Source organism: Novosphingobium sp. TCA1, from assembly GCF_009811895.1.
GTDB classification, from domain to species: Bacteria; Pseudomonadota; Alphaproteobacteria; order Sphingomonadales; family Sphingomonadaceae; genus Novosphingobium; species Novosphingobium panipatense_A.
This window is the reverse complement of record NZ_BLJH01000001.1, coordinates 286,989-307,639: the sequence shown is the minus strand read 5'-3', so window position 1 is coordinate 307,639 and position 20,651 is coordinate 286,989. Positions and strand designations below refer to the sequence as shown.

Genomic DNA, 20,651 nt, shown 5'->3' with positions numbered 1-20,651 from the left:
CCCCTTGCGGGAGCGGCCCTTTCGTTGCCAGGTTCAGGTCGCCGCCTCAGGGGCGCGCGCCGGTCTCCCGGGCAAGGCGTTCCTGCCGGTCGATATCGGTTTCCTTCTTCACGACGGTATCCGACTTCACGCCCAGCCAGATCAGGATCGGCGCAGACATGAAGATCGAGCTGTAAGTACCGATAAAGATGCCCAGCGTGATGGCGGCGGTGAAGCCGAAGATCACGTCGGGGCCGAGCAGCAGCAGGGATACCAGCATGATCAGCACCGAAAGCGAAGTGGCGATCGTGCGCGACAGGGTCTCGTTGACCGAGAGGTCGAGCAACTCGTTCATCGGCATGCGGCGATGCTTCTTCATGTTCTCGCGGATACGGTCATAGACCACGATCTTGTCGTTCAGCGAGTAACCCAGCAGCGTCAGCAGTGCCGCGACGATGTTGAGGTCGAACTCCATCTGCGTCAGCGAGAACATGCCCACGGTCAGCAGGATATCCTGCACCAGCGCGAAGAGTGCGCCGACCGCGAACTGCCATTCGAAACGGATCCAGATGTAGATCGAGATGCAGATCATCGCGAGCCCGAGCGCCAGCATGCCGGTGTGGAACAGCTCGCCCGAGACTTTGCCCGAGACCGAGTCGACACCATCGACGCGGGCATCCGCGAAGTCGTGGCGCACCTTTTCGGTAATCTTGCGGGCCATGCCGTCGGCCAGCTTCGGATTGTCCTCCGCACCTTCGGGCAGCTTCATGCGCACCGAGACCTCGTTCGGCTTGCCGAAAGTCTGGATGACCGGTTCGCCGAAGCCGAGCGAATCGACGCTCTCGCGCAGCTTGCCGACCGGCGCCGTGGCGCTCTGCTCGAACGTCACGCGGATCATCTGGCCGCCGACGAAATCGACGCCCAGATTGAGACCGTGGGTGAACAGCAGCACGACCGAGGCGGCCATCGCCAGCAGGTTGGTGATGAAGAACGGCCACTGCCAGCGCAGGAAGTGGATGTTCGTATTATCGGGAATGAGCTTTAGGAGCTTCATGCGCCAATACCTTTAAACGTTCAGGTCGCTGGGACGGGCGCGACGCAGCCAGCCCGCAACCCACATGCGGCTCATCGTGACGGCGGTGAACACCGAAGTGACGATGCCGATCATGAGCACGACGGCGAAACCACGAACCGGGCCGGAGCCGAAGGCGAACATCAGCACTGCCGAGATGGCGTTGGTGATGTTGGCATCGAAAATGGCGCGGCTGGCTTCCTTGTAGCCCAGTTCCACCGCCTGCACGACACGGCGGCCGCGATGGCGTTCCTCACGGATGCGCTCGTTGATCAGCACGTTGGCGTCGACCGCCGCGCCGATGGTGAGAACGAAACCGGCGATGCCCGGCAGGGTCAGCGTGGTTCCCAGCACGGCCATCACGCCCAGGATCATCAGCACGTTGATGAACAGTGCGATGTTCGCATAGGCGCCGAAGCGGCCATAGGTCAGGAAGATGAACAGCATCAGCAGCACGGTGCCGACGCCCATGGCGACGACGCCCTTCTGGATCGAATCGGCGCCGAGATCGGGACCGACGGTGCGTTCCTCGACCACGGTGAGATCGACCGGCAGCGCGCCCGAACGCAGCGCGATGGCAAGCTGGGTTGCCGACTGCACGTTGAAGCTGCCCGAGATCTGGGCACTGCCGCCCAGGATCGCCTCGTTGATGCTCAGCGCAGAAAGCACCTTGCCGTCGAGGATGATCGCGAAGCGCTTGTTCACGTTCTCGCTGGTCAGCTTGGCGAACTTCTCGCCGCCCTGCTGGTTGAAGGTGATCGAGACGACCGCCGCATTGGTCTTCGGGTCGAAGGCCTGCTTGGCATCGGTCAGTTCGTCGCCCTTGATGCCGCCAAGACGCTTGACCGCAAGATAGGGAACGCCGCCTGCCGCGGGATCGTTGGGATCGGCGTAAGGCACGATCTCGTCGCCCGGAGGCACGATGCCCTTGGCCAGGTCGCTCGGCACGGCGGTCTCGTCGACCAGCTTGAATTCGAGCTTGGCAGTCTGGCCCAGCAGGTTCTTCAGCGCCTGCGGATCCTGGAGGCCGGGAACCTGCACGTCGATGCGGGTGCCGCCGAGACGGCGGATATCCGGCTCCTTGGTGCCGAGCGCGTCGATACGCTTGCGCACCACTTCCACGGCGGTTTCCATCGCGCTGCTGATCGCCAGGTCGATACCGGCCTGGGTTGGCACGAGGATGAAACGCGTGCCGTCGCGCACGGTGATATCCCAGTCGCGCTGGCCGGTGAGGCCCGCGCCCGAGGTCAGCGGCAGGATCACCTCACGCGCGGCATCGACTTGCGAAGCGTCGCGCACGGTGAAGGCAAGCTGGCCGCCGGTGCTGGAAAAATCGCCGATGGCGATGGTCGGGCTGGCCTGGCGCAGGCGCGTGCGCACGGATTCTTCCATGCCTTCAAGGCGCTGCTGCACGACCTGCTGACGGTTGGCCTCCAGCAGGAGGCGGCTGCCGCCGGCCAAGTCGAGGCCGAGATTGATCTTGGGCTCCGGCAGGAAATCGGGCCAGCGCGCATTGGTCAGCGAGACCAGCGACGGCACGGCGCAAAGGGCGATGACGATCGTCAGCCCCCAGTACCAGAGCTTCTTCCAGGTAGGAAATTCGAGCATAGCCTGTGGCTTCTCTCCGAAAGAGCGGCCGTTTCCGGCTGCTCCATGATCTCGGGCACCGCCGGGAAAGCCCGGCGATGCCGGAATGTCAGTCGTTCGCGGGCTTGGAACCGGCCGGCGGAATCACGTCGACGATGGTCGACTTGACCGCCTTCACGACGACGCCCTGGGCCAGCTGGATATCGGCGTAGTTGTCGTCGATCTTCACGATCTTGCCGACGAGGCCGCCACCGGTCAGCACTTCGTCGCCCTTCTTGAGCGCGGAGAGCTTGTTCTTGTGCTCCTTCTGCTGCTTCATCTGCGGACGCAGGATGAGGAACCAGAAGATCACCGCCATCGCAACGAACGGCAGGTACTGGATCCATGCCGGCGGAGCGCCGGCAGGAGCGGCGGCGGCGAGCTGGTTGAGAATCGAGCTTTGCATTGAACTGAAGGGCCTTCTCGTCGTTTCGTGCCGGCGCGGCACTGCGCGGCATCCGATGTGCCGCACGCCTCGCCGGGAAAATCCATTCATGGACTTTGCCGGATGCGCGCGGTTAGCAACAAAGCGAAGCACTGGCAACGCGCGGCCTTCCTGCCGAAAGCCGCCATCCCCCACGAGCCTTGCCGGAGCCGCTGGCAGATAGGTATCCACAGGTCCGGTTCAAGCCGCGTGAAGAAAGTGTCATTCAGACGCTTGCGCTCTCAAAATATGCTGCCTATAGGGCGCCCTCCGGTCGGGACGTAGCGCAGCCTGGTAGCGCATCACACTGGGGGTGTGGGGGTCGGAGGTTCGAATCCTCTCGTCCCGACCAACGAAAAACGCCGCTTCCTGCTTCGCGCAGGAGGCGGCGTTTTTCGTTTCGGCACATGCCGCTGCCCTCCCCACCTGACCGAATCGCCGGCGCGACGCCGGTTCGCCGACCGGCGCGGCACCGCTCATCCATACAAATGATGTTACCCCATGAACCGGATGGGCGGAACGCCCGGTAATGCTTGACGCAAAATCGCAGCAAGGTCATTCGAAGAGTAATTCGGTCTATTGTTCGGGGGGTCAGAATGAAATTCACATTTGCAGCGGTCGCGCTTGCCTTTGTCGCATTTTCCGCCGCGCCGTCGGCAGCCCAGACCTCCACTTGCTATCGCCTGGGCAATGTCGCCAGTTGCTCATTCCAGCCCAATGCCGACAATCCCGCCCAGCAGCGCTATTCCGGCTTCCAGGAGGTCGAACGCCTCCACAACCAGAACGAGGAGCGCGAAGAGGCCCGCAAGCAGCAGGGCCTGCGCGAGGAAGTGGGCGCGCTGGTGGCCGACGGTAAATGTGCCGACGCGCGCAAGGCCGCGCTGCGAGCAGGCGATTTCGCCCTTGCAGACCAGGCGGGCGCCATGTGCAAGCCCGCCCAGCGCTGACGGAACCGAGACGCCGGTTCGCTTGATCCGGCAAGTCTGGAGCATTTTCCTACATCGACGGATTCGATTATCTGGTTGCGGGCCACCATCAAGGGAGTGCCCGAAAATGCCCCTGTTCGATTCGATACTCTCGCCGGTCTCGAAGATCATCGACAAGGTGATTCCCGACCCGGAAGCCCGCGACCGCGCCAAGCTGGAACTGCTCAAGCTCGAAAATTCACAGGAACTCCAGCTGCTTCAGGCCAGCCTTTCGCCCATCATCGCAGAAGCCTCGTCCATCGATCCCTGGACAAGCCGCGCCCGGCCCAGCTTTCTCTACGTCATCTACGCCATGATTCTCTGGGCCCTGCCGATGGGCCTGATCGGCGCCTTCAGCCCGGCCACCGCCCGCGCCATCGGCGAGGCCATGACGGCCTATCTCAGCGGCATTCCCGAGCCGCTCTACGCCCTCTTCGGCACAGGCTACCTCGGCTATTCGGCCATGCGCCAATGGGGCAAGGCCAGAGGCAGCGATCGTTAAGGTTTAGCCGCTAACGCTTCCTGTGGGGCGGCCTTCCCCCGTCTCCATCCCGCCCCACGAGGAGCTAAGAGTGTTTCGGCCCGGACTATTTCCACTATCGGGTAAAGCGCGCTGCGCATGGGCCATCGCGCCCGCCATGCTGCTGGCAGCCTGCGGACCCAGCCGGGAAGAGGAACTGGAACGGCAGCTCGCCGAAGCCAAGGCCTCGGCCGAGCAGGAGGCCTCCGCGCGCCAGCAGGCCGAGCGCGAGGCGGCGGCCGCCCGGCTCAAGGCCAACGACGCCGAACTGGCGAAATTCTATCAGGGCGAAACGGAGCCGGAAGCAGAAGAGCCGGAAGCGTCCTCACCCGACTCAACCGGCGACAGTTCCCCAGTCAGCCCGCCGCCCGCTGGCTTCCAAGCCGACGGCCGCCCCATCGGCGACCAGATGCCCGCCCCGCGCTGACGAAGCGTCGATACCGTTTTTTCCGAGTCGTCAGGTGATTCCACCTGCCTTGAAAATGCTCTAGAGCCCCCTCCCGAAAGCAACCGCACCGGGAACTCGCGAAATGGCCAGCAAGCTCGTCTACGTCCTCAACGGACCGAACCTCAACCGCCTCGGCAAGCGCGAACCCGGCATCTACGGCTCGCAGACGCTGGACGATATCGGTGCGATGCTGGCGGAGCGCGGCGAAGCGCTGGGCTGCACGATCGACATGCGCCAGTCCAACCACGAAGGACACCTCGTGGACTGGCTGCACGAAGCCGAGGACGAAGGCGCCCATGCCGTGCTGATCAACCCCGGTGCCTATACCCACACTTCGGTAGCGCTGCATGACGCGATCCGCGCGATCAAGGTGCCGGTGATCGAGATCCACCTTTCCAACCCGCATGCGCGCGAGGAATTCCGCCATAAGTCGTGGGTCGGCATGGCCGCCAAGGCAACCGTCGCCGGTTTCGGAGCGCAGGGTTATCTGCTGGCGCTGGAGGGTGCGGCGGCGCTCTGAGGATTGCTTTGAAAATCCGCCGCAGGCGGATTTTGCGGCACCGGCCCACGCCCCCACCCTACCACCCAAGGTATTATCCTGGCGGGTGGTAGGGTGGGGGCGTGGGCCGGTGCCGCTTAAAAATGCCCTTCAGGCATTTTTCAAATAAGCTCTAACCCTCGCATTTCACGGTCTTGCCCGCCCTGTCCCTGACCGAGACGATGTGATCGATAACCACCGAGATGTCGCCGCGCGGGCCGGGCGTCATTCCGTCCTGAACGACGGCGACATCGCAGATCCCCGCGCGGGCAAGGTCGAGGAAAATCGGGCGAATCTCGTCGGGACCGGCGCTCGCGCCGATCGCAATCCCAAGGTAGGACTTAGGCTTCTGCCCCGTCACGACATCCCCGCCGTGATAGGGGCGGACAAGCCCTCCTATCGCGCGGATCGGCTGCCCCCGTTCGCTCCAGGTGCCGGTGGCGGCATCGTATCTGGGAAGCGAAGGCAGTGCATCCGCCGCGATGCTCACATGCTCCAGCGTCGCGCCCAGCACGAAGTCAGGCTCGGGCTGCTTGTGCCCCCGCGTGAACCACCAGAGGTTCCCCGCCGCCAACAGCAACGCCGCGCCCACCATAAGGACGCGGCGCGTTTTCCTCGTCATCATCGCGCGGTGATTCGCTCTCAGGCTTCCAGCGGAACGCCGGGCACGCTCTTGGCGGTGCGGATCGTCAGCGAAGTCTTGACGCTGTCCACGTTGGGGGCAGGCGTCAGCTTGCTCGTCAGGAATTCCTGGAAGCTCTGCAGGTCGCGGCTGACGATCTTCAGGATGAAGTCGATCTCGCCGTTGAGCATGTGGCATTCGCGGACTTCGGGAAGACCCTTCATGTGGTCCTCGAAGGCGCGCAGCGATTCCTCGGCCTGGCTCTTGAGGCTGACCAGCGCGAAGACGGTGATCGTGAAGCCCAGCTTCGAGGCATCGAGGTCGGCGTGGTAGCCCTGGATAATGCCCGATTCCTCAAGGCTGCGCACGCGGCGCAGGCAAGGCGGCGCGGTGAGACCGACGCGCTGGGCGAGTTCGACATTGGTGATCCGCCCCTCGTCCTGCAACTCTGCAAGCAGGCGGCGATCGATGTCATCGAGATTAATCATGCGAAACTTTCCTTGCGGGGCGCCCAGCGTCATCCGGCATGCAATATCCACTCGAAATCGCTGACACCCCTGTAATAATATTATCCCATAGCGTAATCGTCCCGCATTGCAACGCCTACAATCTGCCGACTTACAGCGTCTGCACAGTTTGCTAGGAAGGAAGTGACCTCGGCTTAACCTCTCAGGGCCTATCCGGGGTGGGATAAGGGATGGCGTCGCTTCGCAAGCCTTTGCAAAGCGCCTATGGAGCCGGAATGCATTTCGACGATCGCCTTGCCACGGTGCTGCGCCTGCCCTCTTCCGGGGATGCCCTGGCGCGCATTCAGTATCGGCAACTGATCGATATTCTCGGCCGCCTGCCCGGCGATGCCCGTTCCGACACGATCGAGGCCGGTTTCGCCCGCGTGGCGGAACTTTCCGCACTGATACCCGCGGCCGATCGCGCGCGCCTCGTTCGCCAGCCGCTCCAGCCGCTGACCAACCCGCGCCTCCTCGCCCATTTCGCCGAAGCAGAACCCGACGTGGCCACGGCCGCGATCGGCACTGCCCGCCTCGATCCTGAGGCATGGATCGATCTCATTCCCGCCCTGCCCGTGCGTGCGCGCGGAATCCTTCGCCATCGCCGCGACCTGGGACCGGACGTCGATACCTTGCTGGAACGCCTCGGCATCTGCGATCGCGGCTTGCCTCCGGCCGAACAGCCGCTCGACCTTCTGGACGAAGCCGAATGCCTGCCCGAATGCCTTGACGTCGAGCCCGAGCAGCCGCCGCTCCAACAGGCCCCCTTGGCCGATCTGGAACATCTCCGCATTGCCCTGGAAACACCCAGGGACACGAAACCCGAAACCGGCGACGAGCCGGGCACCGGCATCGGCGCGATCGTCCGGCGCATCGAGGAGTTCCGCAAGGCCCGTGAAAGCAGCGCCCCCGGTGCAGGCGGCAGCACTGCCAGGGCCGGTGGCTCGCCCCGCCTGCCGCTTGGCGATTCGCCCACAAGCGGCGCCGGCCCAGCCATGGATTTCGCCACGGACGCGGAAGGCCGCATCAGCTGGGCCGACGGATCCCACGCCAGTGCGCTGATCGGGCTCAACCTCGCCGCGCTCGATCCCGCCCTCAGCGAATCGCTCGATCCTGCCTCGCCGCTCCCTTATCCGCAGATGGCCTATCCCCACGGTCAAGGCCTTGCCCTGTCCATGCGCCACCGCCAGCCCCTGCGCGCCATTGCCATCGACATAACCGGCGCTCCTGCCGTGAGCGGTCCCTGGCAGGTCGATGCCGTCCCGCATTTCGATCCCGCCAGCGGCCGGTTCACCGGCTATGCCGGACGCCTGCGCCGCCCCGGCAAGATCGCCGCCGCCGATGCCCCGCCCGCTGCGGAACCGAGCGAGGCCGACCGCATGCGCCAGGTGCTGCACGAACTGCGCACGCCCGCCAATGCCATCCAGGTCGCCGCCGAGATCATCCAGCAGCAGCTCTACGGCCCTGCCCCGCACGAATACCGCGCCCTGGCCGCCGCCATCGCCGGAGACTGCGCCCACATTCTGGCAGGCTTCGAGGAGCTGGACAGGCTGGTAAAGCTCGAATCGGGCGCTCTCGGCATCGAGTCCGGCGAAAGCGATCTTGCCTCGATCCTTGCCGAGACGGTTGCCCGCCTCAAGGCCTGGACCGAGCCGCGCCGCAGCGGCTTCGCGCTCCCCGAACCGGAACTCGGCGCGCTGCCCGTCGCCATCGACAGGGTCGAGATCGAACGGATGCTGTGGCGCATCTTCGCCGTGCTGGCCGGCATGACCGCGCCGCAGGAGATGCTTCCGGTGCGCTTCGAGGCGGAAAACGGCCGCGTATCGATGCGCGTCGCCCTGCCCTCGCTGCTCCTGGCCCGCGACGCCCAGAGCCTGTTCGAAACGCCGGTGAGCGAGCGCGGACAATCGCTCTCGACCGGAATGTTCGGCATCGGCTTCACCCTGCGCCTCGCGGCAGCCGAAGCGGCAGCGGCGGGCGGCGGTCTCGAACGCGACCAGAACGATCTGAAACTCTGGCTCCCCGCCGTGGCCGCTTCGGCCGTCAGCCGCATGGAAAGCCGCGCCGTCTAGGAGAAACTAAGGCGCGTCCTTTACCGAACCGGAAGATTTTGCCTCTAGACGGGCCATGCCGCATATCGGATTCGCCGGGCAATCGCCTCCGGTAGTTCATACAGTCGAGGAAATCTTCAGTTGCCGGGGACGAACCTCCTCCTGCCGCCTCATGCAGACGCCGCCGCGCAGTTTAGCGAGGGTTTCGGCCAGCGCTTCATCGTCACCGTCGACACCGAGGAAGAGTTCGACTGGAGCGCCCCGCTAGACCGGCACGGCCACGGCACGCTTTCGGTCCCCGCGCTCCAGACATTCCAGCAGTTCTGCGAGGAATTCGGCGTCGTGCCGATCTATCTGGTGGACTATCCGGTAGCCGATTCCCCGCTTGCACCGCAGGCGATCGGCGATGCGGTATCAGCGGGGCGCGCCGAAATCGGCGTCCAGCTGCATCCCTGGGTCAGCCCGCCGTTCGACGAGGTGGTGAGCGAATTCAATTCCTACGCGGGCAACCTGCCCTTCGCGCTGGAGCGGGAAAAATTCGCCCGGCTTCACGCGCGGATCGTGGAGGCGTTCGGCACCCGGCCGCGCATCTACCGCGCCGGGCGCTACGGCCTCGGTCCAAGGACCGCCGAGATCCTCACCGAGTTCGGCATCGACATCGACAGTTCGGTACGCGCCCACTTCGACTACAGCGCCTCCGGCGGCCCGAACTATCGCCGCCACCCCCTGCACCCTTATTGGGCCGACAAAGGGCGGCAATTGCTGGAGCTGCCCCTCACCACGATCTACTGGGGACCGCTGCGCCAGTTCGGCAACGCAATCTATCCGGCGCTCTGGCGCCTGCCGCAACTGCGCGGGGCCCTCGCCCGCGCCGGCCTGCTGGAACGAATCCCCCTCACCCCCGAAGGCGTCACCGTGGAGGAAGCCCTGCGCGGCGTGGACGTGGCGATCGACATGGGACTGCCGGTGCTGGTCTTCTCGTTCCACAGCCCCTCGCTGGTCCCGGGATATACGCCCTACGTGCGCGCCCCGCAGGATCTCGACGCGCTTTACGACTGGTGGCGCACGCTTTTCGCCCACCTTGCACGTCGCGGTGTAAAACCCGGCAATGTTGCCAACATCCTATCCAGCGTAGCGCTTGCACAGAACGATTTGCCGAGCTAACGCGCTTTTCGCCCGGCATCGTCGATGAAGCCGGGCGCGGCGGTTGGGGCCTGTAGCTCAGCGGTTAGAGCTGGCCGCTCATAACGGCTAGGTCGCGGGTTCGAATCCTGCCGGGCCCACCAACGGCATCGAGGCAAGCCCTCGAAACATCATCGACACCCGAAGGGTCGGGGAGTGGCGCAGTCCGGTAGCGCGCCTGCTTTGGGAGCAGGATGTCGCAGGTTCGAATCCTGTCTCCCCGACCAACTTCATAAAATCTCTTATTTTCAAATATATATAACGCAAAAAATGTCCCGAATGTTGGGCAGGTTTGTGGGGCTGATTAACCTAGCGGGCCATCCAGTGGACGCGCCATGGGTGCATGGTTCCTTCAAATTTTGCGGGAAACGCATCGCGGTTCTCTGAAAGCACCTCCCAAACGTCGTCAGGAATCTTCATAGGCACACGCTCCATATCAAGGAGCTGCCCACGTCGAGCCGCGCTAACGATGATGCCTCGCGAGATGAGGGACACCGCGTAGCCACCATCTACGGCACAATCGAATGTCTTTTGGTTACGCTCCAATAGGTAACCAATGATCACACGATCATCCTCGCTCATGTGAGGAATGTACGCCTGCACAGCCTTGCGCCGCGCGCGACCAAGACGCCACCTTTTCCAATGCTCTCCAAGGTCGATCAGTTTCCAGAAGCCCCGTGCAGCCAAGCCCAGCCAAAGCGCGCCTGCGAAAATGCCGACAAAATACGCCAGGGGGAGCATCCAAGACGCCAGAGGCGGAAGAAGACCTATCTTGGACAAGTAGATGAAAGCAGCGCAGGCGACCGTCAATGCGAAGGCCTGTATAGCTGATGCTTTCAAGATGTCCGGCAGACTGAGGCTTTCAAACAATGGCCATTTTCCCTTCCCGCTGCATTGCTTGGGAACAATCGCACAATGAGAGAGGTGTCGCCAGTATACGACAAACGCCGCTGGGGACACTGAAGGAGTTTTGCGCCACTACTCGAAGTACTCCGCGCATCTAAGCTAACGCACGACGAGTCCTCAAAACTATCAAGGGCATCCCGAAGGCTTCCCAGCGGTTGAGCAGCGTAAATGACCCAACCCTACGCGACGTGCCTCCAAGTCTTCCGCTGGCGGATGGCGTTGCTGTTGGGAGCGGAGACACCGTAGCAGGCTGCAATGACTTTGTTCGGCTCATCGCGCCCGCCTGTTTAAGACGGCCTCACGCCCCGCGCTGAATGCCGGTCAATTGGCAGAAGCGGCTTCACTCAACATGCCGCCATTTCAGCGGGTGCGTGATCCGCATCCCGACGGAGCCTCTGTTCCTGCTCAGGCGGCCCGGAGCCGCCCCACGCCTCAACTACAGGGCGACTGCCCCCCGCCGCCGGTCACACCGCCGGGCGTTCCGGTGGGATTGAGGCTGCGGTCGTCGCGGATGAGGTAGGCGGCTTCGTGCTTGAATACCGTGCCGTTCACGAACATCGTCCCGAACAGCGGCTGGTACTGGTAATAGACTTCCACGAACATCACGGCCGAATTGGCGACGGCATGGATCTTGTGATCCTCGGCGCCCATGCCGTCCAGCAGAGTGCCGTTCTTGCCGTCCATGGCCTCGCCATAGGCGGATTCGCTGTCGAGGCTGCCGCGGCAGCGTTGCCAGTGGATATATTGCCGCCCGGTATCGGGATCGACTTCCAGGCTGGACAGGATGATCCTGCCGTGGCTTCCGAAATCGAAGCTGCTGCCTTCCTTCAGGGCGCCCCACATGACCGAATCGACCTGCGATTCCTTGACGGTCGGCGTGACAGAGCTGTTGTCGGTCTGGCCGAGGCGCGAGGCGTTGTCGGCGACCGAGGTGGCGATCTGGCCGACCTGCATGTTGATCATCGCCATATAGGCGACTTCGGTGCCGTAGAGGCCGAGGGACAGCAGCACCGGCAGCATGAGCGCCAGTTCGATGAACGAGACGCCGCTGCGATCTTCGCGCAGGCAGCGGAGCAGAGCCATCTTGCGGAGAACAAACGTGCGGGGCGTCATGGGCAGACACCCGCGGCCGAGCCATAGGCCAGCTGAAGCGCATAGGGCTGGTTCTTGCGCACCGAAGTGGCCGTCAGCGTGCGCTTGGTGCCGCGATCGGTCAGGCCGGGAATGGGGAAGACCGGCGTATAGGTGACTTCCACCGTATAGACGACGACATCGTTGGCGCCGCCGTTGCCGGTCTTGCCGATATCGGCATCCCACTGGCCGTTCTTGTTCTCGTCCGTATAGGATTCGCCGTTGTCGCAGCGGCCGTTGTTGTTCTTGTCGTTCCACGCTTCCGGCCGCGCGATATCGGTGAAGTCGTAATAGCTGGAGCGCGAGACTTCCACGTCCGCGCCCGGCGCCACGCCGCGCACGAGCTGGCGAACATATTCGTCGCCCGCTTCGGTCTCGGAGACTTCGAGCGTGCCGTTGCGCGCCACTTCCTGGACGGCGCCCTGCAGGACGGCGCGGACATAGGCCATATGGCCCAGATCGAAGATACCCATCAGCAGGATGATCAGCACCGGCCCGGCCACCGCGAACTCGATGATCGTCACACCGCTGCGATCCGCGCGGAGGTTCTGAAGGCGGCGCAGGATCACTCGGTGATCCTCAGCTCGCCCACCTGCTTGGCGATTTCCTGGAAGGCGGTATTGAGGTCGGTGGCGTTGGTGGCGACGTAGGAACTGTCGTCCGAGGCGCAGGTCTTGAGGTCAGTCGAGAGGCCGGAAGTGAAGGCGATCACCCAGACGCGGATGCCCTTGGCCTTGATCGCCTCGCAGACGGCGAGGAAGCGCGAGGTATGGCGCGCATCGGCATCGCCTTCCGAGCCGCCCTTGGTCACCCGCAGGTCCCACCAGTCCATGCCCCAGGCCGTGGGCACATAGTTGGACGTATCCATCTGGCCGTCGGTCATGAAGATGATGTGGCGAGAGACTTCGCCGCCGTTGGTCGGCTCCTCGTTGACGACATTGCCGAAGATGCCGTCAGGCGAGAGCATGCGCCCGCCCCAGATCATGCCGATGTCGAGATAGGTCCCGCCCACCGCCGTCAGCGAGTTGGCATATGTGTTGAAGCTGGATTGGTCCATCTCCTGAAGGAGCTGGGCCTTCGCGGGGCAATAGCTTCCGGCCGAAGCGCCTTCCTCGGTGGTGGAGCGGGTCCAGGTGCTGGAACTGCTGCCCGCGCGGCGATAGGAAATCTCGGGCCAGAGCGGTCCCCACTTCGTTCCCGCGTCCGAAGTCGGCGCACTGTCGATATTGATGTCGAGCGCCGCCGATGGGCTTATGCCGCCCGATGGGGAATACGAGAAGCTGTCCGTGTTGACGGTGCTGCGCTCCTCGATGCAGCCACCCCAGGTATAGGATACGGAGGCGCCGCTGTTGCCGTTGGGTACCGTCGTCCTGGCGAAAGTCTTGAAGGTGCTGGTATCGACACCCGTGACCTGCCGGTATTCCCAATGATGGAAAGTCGAGCCCTTCACGTTCGTCGAATTGGTGGCGTCCTTGTAGGAATCGGTCGTCACCTGGGTGCGGGTATTGGTCGTCGTGTAGACGTAATAGCTGTTGTTATACTTCTTGCACTCGTACGTGAGCATCCGCTGCGGCTGCTTCGTCACGACATTGACGGTGATGTTCGGGCTGGTGCCGGAAGTCGTCGTTTCCGTGCTGGACGAACCGTAGTTCGAATAGCTGGTCTGACTGGACGGCAGGTTGTTCTTGCACTGGTTCTGGGTGTAGCTGTTCGATCCACGCGAGGTGCTGCTGCTGGCGTCCTGGTATTCGACTTTCGAACCCGTCTTGGTCCCGTTCGCCATGTTTATGAAGATGGGTATGCGCGACTGGTAGTCCCAGCTGTCGGCAATGTAGCTCGGATCGAGGTCGGTCAGCAGCTTGCCTACGTTGACAGTCGAGCTGTAGGGCACGAAGCCGTAACGCACGCGCGCGTTGGTATCCTTCGTCGCGGACGAGACGGTCGTGTAGAAGTTCTTCATCGCGGCCTGAAGCGCGGCGATGCGCGTGGACTTGCCCAGCGATTCCGCCATCGATCCGGTCGTGTCCAGCACCATCATCACGTCGGAATTGCCGATCCCCATCGACGAGGTGCATTCCACGCCCAGCGCGAAGTTCTTGAAGCCGAACAGGCGCATGACGATCGTGTCCAGCACGGTCGAGGCCTTGCCGTCGACGGTCTGGCCCTTGTCGGTGGAGGACACCTCGAAATCGGCTGCACTGACCCCTTCAACTGCGTTGAAATTGGTGCGGAAATAGTTGTCCGCCACGGTATGGACCGAGGGGGCCAGACCGTTCACCGGCGGAGCGGAATCCGCGTCAGTGGCCACGGTGCGCCGCGCTGCCAGCACGGCGGAATCGCAGGCGGCCTGAAGCTGGTTCTCCACCTTGAAGTTGCGGCTGAGATCGATCGCCGACCCGACGATCGCCGCCGCAACCACCATGCCGATCGCGGCAAGCGGCAGGACGTTGCCGCCCACGTCACGCAGGACGCCGCCGAAAACGTCCCGCAGGACGCGGTGCCACTGATGAATGATGGTGCGCATCGGATGACCAGTCTTTCGGCGAAGTTCGTCGGGATTTCGGCACGATCTACCGGAACTTACTTAATGAAACCCTCACTTCCCCTGCCGTCCATCCGCGGAATCCCAACCCTGGCGGATAAGCAAATCGCGCAAAAACGAAGATTTATCGAAAATCGCGGGAACCCACCGGTCGTTTCCGCGTTGAGCCACTTGATCCGGGGACCGTCTTTTGAGTTTGGGGGAGAAACGGTCCGCCTGCAGCCGGCCAGTTCCCTTGAGATTCGTAATGTCGCCCAGCAAGGCCATCAGTCCTCACGTCCAGCTTGCGCTTGCCATCATCGTCGTCCTGGGGCTCTGCCTCCTAATAGACATCCTGATCCCGTTGGGGACCGGGGTGAGCGTGCTCTACCTGCTGCCTACCGTCATCGCTTTCGTGGCGCGGCGCCCCATCACGCCGTTTCTGGCAGCGGTAGTCGGCATAGGCTGCGCCATGACCGCCTATTTCATCGCTCCGCAGGGTCTGGGCCTGGAAGTGGCGATGACGAACCGGGCACTATCGGGCGTCACCAATCTGCTGCTGGCCGGCATCGGCTTCTTCCTGATCCGCTATCGCAACGTCAATCGCCACCAGCAATGGCTGCGCGAGAGCGAGGCAGACCTTGCACGCGCGATCACCGGTAACCTGGCCCTCGACGAACTGGGCAGCCGCGCCCTCGCCTTCCTGGCCGAGCGTTTCGGCGCCATTGCCGGTGCGCTCTACGTCCGCGACGAAGGGGACTTCAACAAGATCGCCACCTACGGCGTCCCCGCCGACGCCGCCCTGCCGGAACGCATGGCGGCGGGCGAAAGCCTGCTTGGCGAAGTCATCCGCCACGGCCGCACCACGACCGTCGCCCAGGTGCCCGCCGGGTATCTCTCGTTCGGCACCGCGCTGGGCCGTGCCACCCCGGCCCGCCTCGTGCTCGGCGCGGCGCAAGTCGACGGCATGGTCAATGCCGTGCTCGAACTCGGCTTCGTGGATACGGCGGAGGCCCGCCCCGAAGACCTCGCCGCGTTTCTCGACATCGTCAGCAGCTCGCTGGGCCTTGCCCTGCGTTCCGCCAAGTACCGCGCGCGGCTGGAACACCTGCTGTCGGAAACCCAGCAACAGGCCGAGGAACTCCAGAACCAGAGCGAGGAACTGCGCGCCACCAACGACGAACTGGAAGCCCAGAGCAAGCTCCTGCTCCATTCGCAGTCGCAGCTTGAGGAGCAGCAGGCCGAACTGGAACGCAGCAATTCGCAGCTTGAGGAACAGGCCCAGTCGCTCGAAGCCCAGCGCGACGAACTGACGCGTTCGCAGACGCGGCTGCGCAGCCAGGCTGACGAGCTGGAGCAGGCCAGCCGCTACAAGTCCGAATTCCTCGCCAACATGAGCCACGAACTGCGCACGCCGCTCAATTCGCTGCTGATCATGGCGCGCCTTCTGGCCGACAATCGCCAGGGCAACCTCTCGGGCGAGCAGGTGCGCTATGCGGAGACGATCGAGTCCTCGGGCAACGACCTGCTGACGCTGATCAACGACGTACTCGATATTTCCAAGATCGAAGCGGGGCGGTTGGAACTGGAACCCCACCGCGTGCCGGTGCGCGCCATGCTCGGCAAGCTGGAAAATACTTTCGCCGCCGCCGCCTCCGGCAAGGGGCTGGCTCTCACCCTGCACGCCGCCGAAGGCGTGGAGGAGATCGAGACCGATCCGCTGCGGCTGGAACAGGTGCTCAAGAACTTCCTCTCCAACGCGGTCAAGTTCACCTCGCAGGGCGAAGTCTCGCTCACCGTCTCCCCGGCCGCGAAAGGGCGCATCGCCTTTGCCGTGCGCGATACCGGGCCGGGCATCGCCCAGGACCAGCAGGACGCGATCTTCGAGGCGTTCCGCCAGGCCGACGGCGGCATCGCCCGCAAGTACGGCGGCACCGGCCTCGGCCTCTCCATCTCGCGCGAACTGGCGCATCTGCTGGGCGGCACGATCACGGTGGACAGCCTGCCCGGCAAGGGCAGCACGTTCACGCTGGAACTGCCCGAGGCCTTCCGCCCCGGAGACAGTGCCGCCACCCCGCTCATTCCCGGTCGCGCCAGCCCCACGCCCACACCGGCCGCCACCGCGACGACGGCCCCCGCCACGCGCCGCGCGCCCGTGCCGCAGGACGATCGCGAGACGCTCTCCGGCGATTCCCGCGTCATCCTGATCGTCGAGGACGATCCCGCCTTCGCCCGCATCCTCTGCGACCTTGCGCACGAGGTCGGCTTCGAATGCCTGATCGCGGGCACGGCCGACGAAGGCGCCCTGCTCGCCCGCCAGTACCTGCCGCAGGCGGTGATCCTCGACATGCACCTGCCCGACCATACGGGGCTTTCGGTGCTGGACCGCATCAAGCGCGACACCCGCACCCGCCATATCCCCGTCCATATCGTTTCCGCCGATCATGACGACCATGCCGCGCTCGCCAGCGGGGCCGTGGGCTATCTGTTCAAGCCGGTCAGCCGCGACACCCTGGTCGGCATGCTGGAAGGGCTGGAAGCCCGGATGGACCAGCGCCTGCGCCGGGTGCTGGTGGTGGAGGATGACCCCCGCCAGGCCGAGGCGATCCACCTCCTGCTCGCCTCGCGCGATGTCGAAACCGTCGATGTCCAGAGCGCCGCCGACTGCCTTGCCCGGCTGGGCGAAGAGACCTTCGACTGCATGGTGCTGGATCTCAACCTGCCCGACATGTCCGGCCTCGACCTGCTCGAACGCCTCTCGCTCGACGAGAGCGTCGGGTTCCCGCCGGTCATCGTCTATACCGGCCGCGAGCTTTCCGAAGAGGAAGAGATGCGGCTGCGGCGCTATTCCAAGTCGATCATCGTCAAGGGCGCCAAGAGCCCGGAACGCCTGCTCGACGAAGTGACGCTGTTCCTCCACCAGGTCGTTTCCGAACTGCCGGACGAGAAGCAGCAGCTGATCGCCCGCTCGCTCGGCCGCGATGCCGCGCTGGAAGGGCGGCAGATCCTGGTGGTAGAGGACGACATCCGCAACATCTACGCCCTCACCTCCGTACTCGAGCCCCACGGCGTCCAGGTCCGCATCGCCCGCAACGGGATCGAGGCGCTGAACGAACTGGCGCGCACGGCCGACAGTGACGGGTCCGCCATCGACCTGGTGCTGATGGACGTGATGATGCCCGAGATGGACGGCCTCACCTGCACGCGCGAGATCCGCCGCCAGTCCCAGTGGCAGAACCTGCCGATCATCGCCCTCACCGCCAAGGCGATGGAGCGCGATCACCGCGAGTGCCTGGAGGCAGGCGCCAACGACTATCTCTCGAAGCCGCTCGACGTCGACAAGCTGCTCAGTCTGGTGCGCGTATGGATGCCGCGATGAGACCGGGCGGCAGGCGCTTCCTCGAATCGGTCGAGGATATCGAGGTCGATCTCCTCGTCGAGGCGATCTGGCGGCGCTACCAGTACGATTTCCGGGACTATTCACGTGCCTCGCTGCTGCGCCGTCTCCAGCGTGCGCAGTCCCATTTCGGTTATCCGCACCTCTCCAGCCTGCTCGACCGGATCCTCCACGATCCCGAGAGCCTGAACGTGCTGATCGGTTTCCTGACCATCCAGGTCAGCGAGATGTTCCGCGACCCCGAGTATTTCCGTGCGATCCGCGAACAGGTGATCCCGCACTTGCGTACATGGCCTTCGATCAAGGTCTGGGTCGCCGGCTGCGCCAATGGCGAGGAGTTCTATTCGCTGGCCATCCTCTTCCGCGAGGAAGGGCTGGAAGAACGCACCCTGTTCTACTGCACCGACATCAACCCCGCCGCTCTCGCCAAGGCGGAGGCGGGCATCTACGAGATAGAGCGGATCGCGGGCTTTTCCCGCAATTACCGCGAGGCCGGCGGCAAGGCTTCGCTGGCGGATTACTATACCGCCAACTACGGCGTCGCCCGGTTCGATCCCACCTTGCGCCGCCGCGCCGTCTTCGCCGATCACAACCTCGCCAGCGATGCGGTCTTTTCCGAGGTCCAGCTGGTTTCCAGCCGCAATGTGCTGATCTATTTCGACCGCGCCCTGCAGGACCGCGCACTGGGCCTTTTCGCGCAGTCGCTGCCGCCCGGCGGCTTCCTGGGCCTCGGCTCGAAGGAAACCGTCCACTTCTCCGCCGAAGGCGACAGCTTCGCGGATTTCGCACCGCTGGAGAAGATCTGGCGCCGCACCAACCACAACGTCCAGGAAGCCGCCTATGCTGAATGAGCCGCTCAAGATCCTGGCCGTGGACGATATCCGCGAGAACCTGCTCGTCCTCGAAGCCGCGCTGGACCAGCCGGGCGTCGAACTCGTCACGGTCTCTTCCGGGTTCGAGGCGCTGGAAGCCATGCTGCGCGACGATTTCGCGCTGGCCCTGCTCGACGTGATGATGCCGGAGATGGACGGCTTCGAACTGGCCGAGCTGATGCGCGGCACCGAACGAACGCGCGCCGTGCCGATCATCTTCCTCACCGCCCTCGCCACCGACGAACGCCGCCGGTTCCGCGGCTATGAGGCGGGCGCGGTGGACTATCTGCTCAAGCCGCTCGACATGGTGGAGCTGAATTCCAAGGTGGCGGTCTTCGTCGAGCTGGCCCGCCAGCGCCGCGAGATCGCCCGCCAGCGCGACGAACTCGGCCTCGCGCTCGGTCGCCTGCGCGCCCACGGCGACAATTCGCCGCTGGCCGTGCTGGAGATCGACGCCAACCTCAGGATCGTGAGCTGGTATCGCAGCGCCGAGCGCGAACTGGGCTTTTCCGCGCAGGACGTGCTCGGGCGGAAAGTGGAGGAGGCCCCCTTCCTCGCCCCGGCCGACCGCCCGCGCTTCGCCGAAAGCATGCGCGCCCTGCTGGGCGGCGAGGACCGCCGAGAAACGCAGGAGCATCGCTTCGTGCGGGCTGGCGGCGCCTTGCGCGAGGGCGAATGGTACTGTTCGTCACTGGCGGGCACGGGATCGCGCGGCGCCAGCGTGATGATCGAACTGCTCGACGTGACCGAGCGCCTTCGCGCCGAGGATACCCAGCGCCTGCTGATCGGCGAACTCAACCACCGGGTGAAGAACACCCTGGCCACCGTCCAGGCCATCGCCTCGCAGGGGTTCCGCCACGCCCGATCGACAGAGGACTTCCAGCAGGCCTTCAGCGGCCGCCTGCAATCGCTGGCCCGCGCCCATTCGCTGCTCAGCGCGACGACCTGGGAACCGGCCAGCCTGCGCAGCCTCATCGCGGATCAGGTGGCCATCGGCGCGGTCAGCGAGGACCGGTTGAAGCTGGCCGGTCCCGATGTCGAGCTTCCCCCCGAACTCGCACTGCGCTTCTCGTTGATCCTGCACGAACTGGCGACGAACGCCCACAAGTACGGCGCCTTTTCCAACGAGAGCGGCACGGTCTCGCTCGACTGGTCGGTCTCGCAGCATGTGCTTTCGCTGGCCTGGACGGAACGGGGCGGCCCGCCCGTAGCCCCGCCGGAACGGCGCGGCTTCGGCTCCACCCTGATTGAAAACAGCATGACCGCCGACGGGGCGCGGATCAGCGCCGAATATGCCGCCGAGGGCATATGCTGGCAGCTCGCCCTGCCACTTGCGGAGGAAGGTCATCCGGCTGGAACGGCCGAACCGGTCGCTCCGCCCGCCGCGCCGGTCGCTTCCCCGGCCGTGGCTACAAGCGAAACCGGACCGCAAGGCCTTCGCGTCCTCATCGTCGAGGACGAGCCGCTCGTGGCCATGGAACTGATGATGGAGATCGAGGATTGGGGCGGCGTCGTGCTCGGTCCCGCGACATCCTGCGAACAGGCCATCGCCATGATCCGCGAAGGCGGACCGGATCTGGCCCTGCTCGACGGCAACCTCAACGGCGAGCGAATCGATCCCGTGGCCGACGAACTGGCAGCACGCGCCACGCCTTTCGCTTTCGTCAGCGGCTACGATCGCCGCCAGCTGCCAAGCGGCCACAGCGAAAGGCCGATGCTCGGCAAGCCCTTCATGGGCCGCGAAGTCTGCGCGATGGTCCGTCGTCTCGCCGAGGAGGCAGGAGCGACCGTAAGGGCCTGAATGCGAAGGGCCGGAAGCACTGGTTAAGGAAACTTTCAGCCTGAATCGGGGTTTATTCTAAGGAATACCCCCGAGAAAGGAGCCTTTGCC

General features: G+C 64.4%; 18 protein-coding genes and 3 tRNA genes. 12 read left to right on the top strand and 9 right to left on the bottom strand.

Annotation, left to right across the window (positions count from 1 at the left end; all coding sequences use genetic code 11):
- Window positions 1–46: 46 nt before the first annotated feature.
- From secF to yajC, 3 genes are all read right to left on the bottom strand, one after another.
- The gene (gene secF, locus NTCA1_RS01495) at window positions 47–1,033 is read right to left on the bottom strand and encodes a protein translocase subunit SecF (RefSeq protein ID WP_159827575.1); all 987 of its coding nucleotides are present in this window, start codon (window positions 1,031–1,033) and stop codon (window positions 47–49) included.
- 12 nt (window positions 1,034–1,045) lie between these two features.
- Entirely contained in the window at window positions 1,046–2,659 is a 1,614-nt protein-coding gene (gene secD, locus NTCA1_RS01490; protein ID WP_159827573.1) for a protein translocase subunit SecD, read from the bottom strand.
- Between the two features lie 88 nt (window positions 2,660–2,747).
- On the bottom strand, window positions 2,748–3,083 hold the full coding sequence (yajC, locus tag NTCA1_RS01485) for a preprotein translocase subunit YajC (protein ID WP_086491997.1): 336 nt from the start codon (window positions 3,081–3,083) through the stop codon (window positions 2,748–2,750).
- A gap of 293 nt (window positions 3,084–3,376) precedes the next feature.
- Between yajC and NTCA1_RS01480 the strand changes: the two genes are divergently transcribed.
- The 5 genes from NTCA1_RS01480 to aroQ all read left to right on the top strand — a co-directional run bounded on the left by NTCA1_RS01480 (window position 3,377) and on the right by aroQ (window position 5,554).
- Window positions 3,377–3,453 (top strand) — tRNA-Pro (locus tag NTCA1_RS01480).
- A gap of 244 nt (window positions 3,454–3,697) precedes the next feature.
- Window positions 3,698–4,048 (top strand): hypothetical protein, encoded by a 351-nt coding sequence (locus NTCA1_RS01475; RefSeq protein WP_086491998.1) that lies wholly within the window; start codon window positions 3,698–3,700, stop codon window positions 4,046–4,048.
- A 106-nt stretch (window positions 4,049–4,154) separates the two neighbouring features.
- A complete protein-coding gene (locus NTCA1_RS01470; protein WP_159827570.1) occupies window positions 4,155–4,568 on the top strand; it encodes a holin family protein in 414 nt (137 codons plus the stop codon).
- 70 nt (window positions 4,569–4,638) lie between these two features.
- A complete protein-coding gene (locus NTCA1_RS01465) occupies window positions 4,639–5,013 on the top strand; it encodes a hypothetical protein (protein ID WP_159827567.1) in 375 nt (124 codons plus the stop codon).
- A gap of 103 nt (window positions 5,014–5,116) precedes the next feature.
- Window positions 5,117–5,554, top strand: coding sequence for a type II 3-dehydroquinate dehydratase (gene aroQ, locus NTCA1_RS01460; RefSeq protein ID WP_086492001.1), 438 nt, complete (start codon window positions 5,117–5,119; stop codon window positions 5,552–5,554).
- A gap of 151 nt (window positions 5,555–5,705) precedes the next feature.
- On the opposite strand, the gene NTCA1_RS01455 is transcribed toward aroQ, so the two are convergent.
- Window positions 5,706–6,197 carry a hypothetical protein gene (locus tag NTCA1_RS01455; protein ID WP_159827564.1) on the bottom strand — a complete coding sequence of 164 codons (492 nt, stop codon included), beginning with the start codon at window positions 6,195–6,197 and terminating at the stop codon, window positions 5,706–5,708.
- 17 nt (window positions 6,198–6,214) lie between these two features.
- Entirely contained in the window at window positions 6,215–6,682 is a 468-nt protein-coding gene (locus NTCA1_RS01450) for an Lrp/AsnC family transcriptional regulator (RefSeq protein WP_031342574.1), read from the bottom strand.
- A 254-nt stretch (window positions 6,683–6,936) separates the two neighbouring features.
- Between NTCA1_RS01450 and NTCA1_RS01445 the strand changes: the two genes are divergently transcribed.
- From NTCA1_RS01445 to NTCA1_RS01430, 4 genes are all read left to right on the top strand, one after another.
- Complete coding sequence (locus tag NTCA1_RS01445) at window positions 6,937–8,772, top strand: sensor histidine kinase (protein WP_159827561.1); 1,836 nt, start codon at window positions 6,937–6,939, stop codon at window positions 8,770–8,772.
- 120 nt (window positions 8,773–8,892) lie between these two features.
- On the top strand, window positions 8,893–9,915 hold the full coding sequence (locus NTCA1_RS01440) for a polysaccharide deacetylase family protein (RefSeq protein WP_086492003.1): 1,023 nt from the start codon (window positions 8,893–8,895) through the stop codon (window positions 9,913–9,915).
- 46 nt (window positions 9,916–9,961) lie between these two features.
- A tRNA-Ile gene (locus NTCA1_RS01435) sits at window positions 9,962–10,037 on the top strand.
- Between the two features lie 46 nt (window positions 10,038–10,083).
- Window positions 10,084–10,160: transfer RNA gene (locus tag NTCA1_RS01430), tRNA-Pro, on the top strand.
- Between the two features lie 82 nt (window positions 10,161–10,242).
- Here the strand turns inward: NTCA1_RS01430 and NTCA1_RS01425 are convergent.
- From NTCA1_RS01425 to NTCA1_RS01410, 4 genes are all read right to left on the bottom strand, one after another.
- The gene (locus tag NTCA1_RS01425; RefSeq protein ID WP_159827558.1) at window positions 10,243–10,803 is read right to left on the bottom strand and encodes a hypothetical protein; all 561 of its coding nucleotides are present in this window, start codon (window positions 10,801–10,803) and stop codon (window positions 10,243–10,245) included.
- A 468-nt stretch (window positions 10,804–11,271) separates the two neighbouring features.
- Window positions 11,272–11,952 (bottom strand): TadE/TadG family type IV pilus assembly protein, encoded by a 681-nt coding sequence (locus NTCA1_RS01420; protein ID WP_236549036.1) that lies wholly within the window; start codon window positions 11,950–11,952, stop codon window positions 11,272–11,274.
- Window positions 11,949–12,539: a TadE/TadG family type IV pilus assembly protein gene (locus NTCA1_RS01415; protein ID WP_159827555.1), complete on the bottom strand. Its 591-nt coding sequence runs from the start codon at window positions 12,537–12,539 to the stop codon at window positions 11,949–11,951. The genes NTCA1_RS01420 and NTCA1_RS01415 overlap by 4 nt, the downstream gene beginning before the upstream one ends.
- Complete coding sequence (locus NTCA1_RS01410; protein WP_159827552.1) at window positions 12,536–14,494, bottom strand: pilus assembly protein TadG-related protein; 1,959 nt, start codon at window positions 14,492–14,494, stop codon at window positions 12,536–12,538. The genes NTCA1_RS01415 and NTCA1_RS01410 overlap by 4 nt, the downstream gene beginning before the upstream one ends.
- A 265-nt stretch (window positions 14,495–14,759) precedes the next feature.
- On the opposite strand from NTCA1_RS01410, the gene NTCA1_RS01405 reads away from it, so the two are divergent.
- Genes NTCA1_RS01405 through NTCA1_RS01395 form a run of 3 tightly spaced genes read left to right on the top strand, consistent with a single transcriptional unit; the run spans window position 14,760 to window position 20,561 of the window.
- The gene (locus NTCA1_RS01405; protein ID WP_159827549.1) at window positions 14,760–17,870 is read left to right on the top strand and encodes a response regulator; all 3,111 of its coding nucleotides are present in this window, start codon (window positions 14,760–14,762) and stop codon (window positions 17,868–17,870) included.
- The gene (locus NTCA1_RS01400; RefSeq protein ID WP_086492118.1) at window positions 17,867–18,739 is read left to right on the top strand and encodes a protein-glutamate O-methyltransferase CheR; all 873 of its coding nucleotides are present in this window, start codon (window positions 17,867–17,869) and stop codon (window positions 18,737–18,739) included. Before NTCA1_RS01405 ends, NTCA1_RS01400 begins: the two co-directional genes overlap by 4 nt.
- On the top strand, window positions 18,729–20,561 hold the full coding sequence (locus NTCA1_RS01395) for a response regulator (RefSeq protein WP_159827546.1): 1,833 nt from the start codon (window positions 18,729–18,731) through the stop codon (window positions 20,559–20,561). The genes NTCA1_RS01400 and NTCA1_RS01395 overlap by 11 nt, the downstream gene beginning before the upstream one ends.
- Window positions 20,562–20,651: the final 90 nt, after the last annotated feature.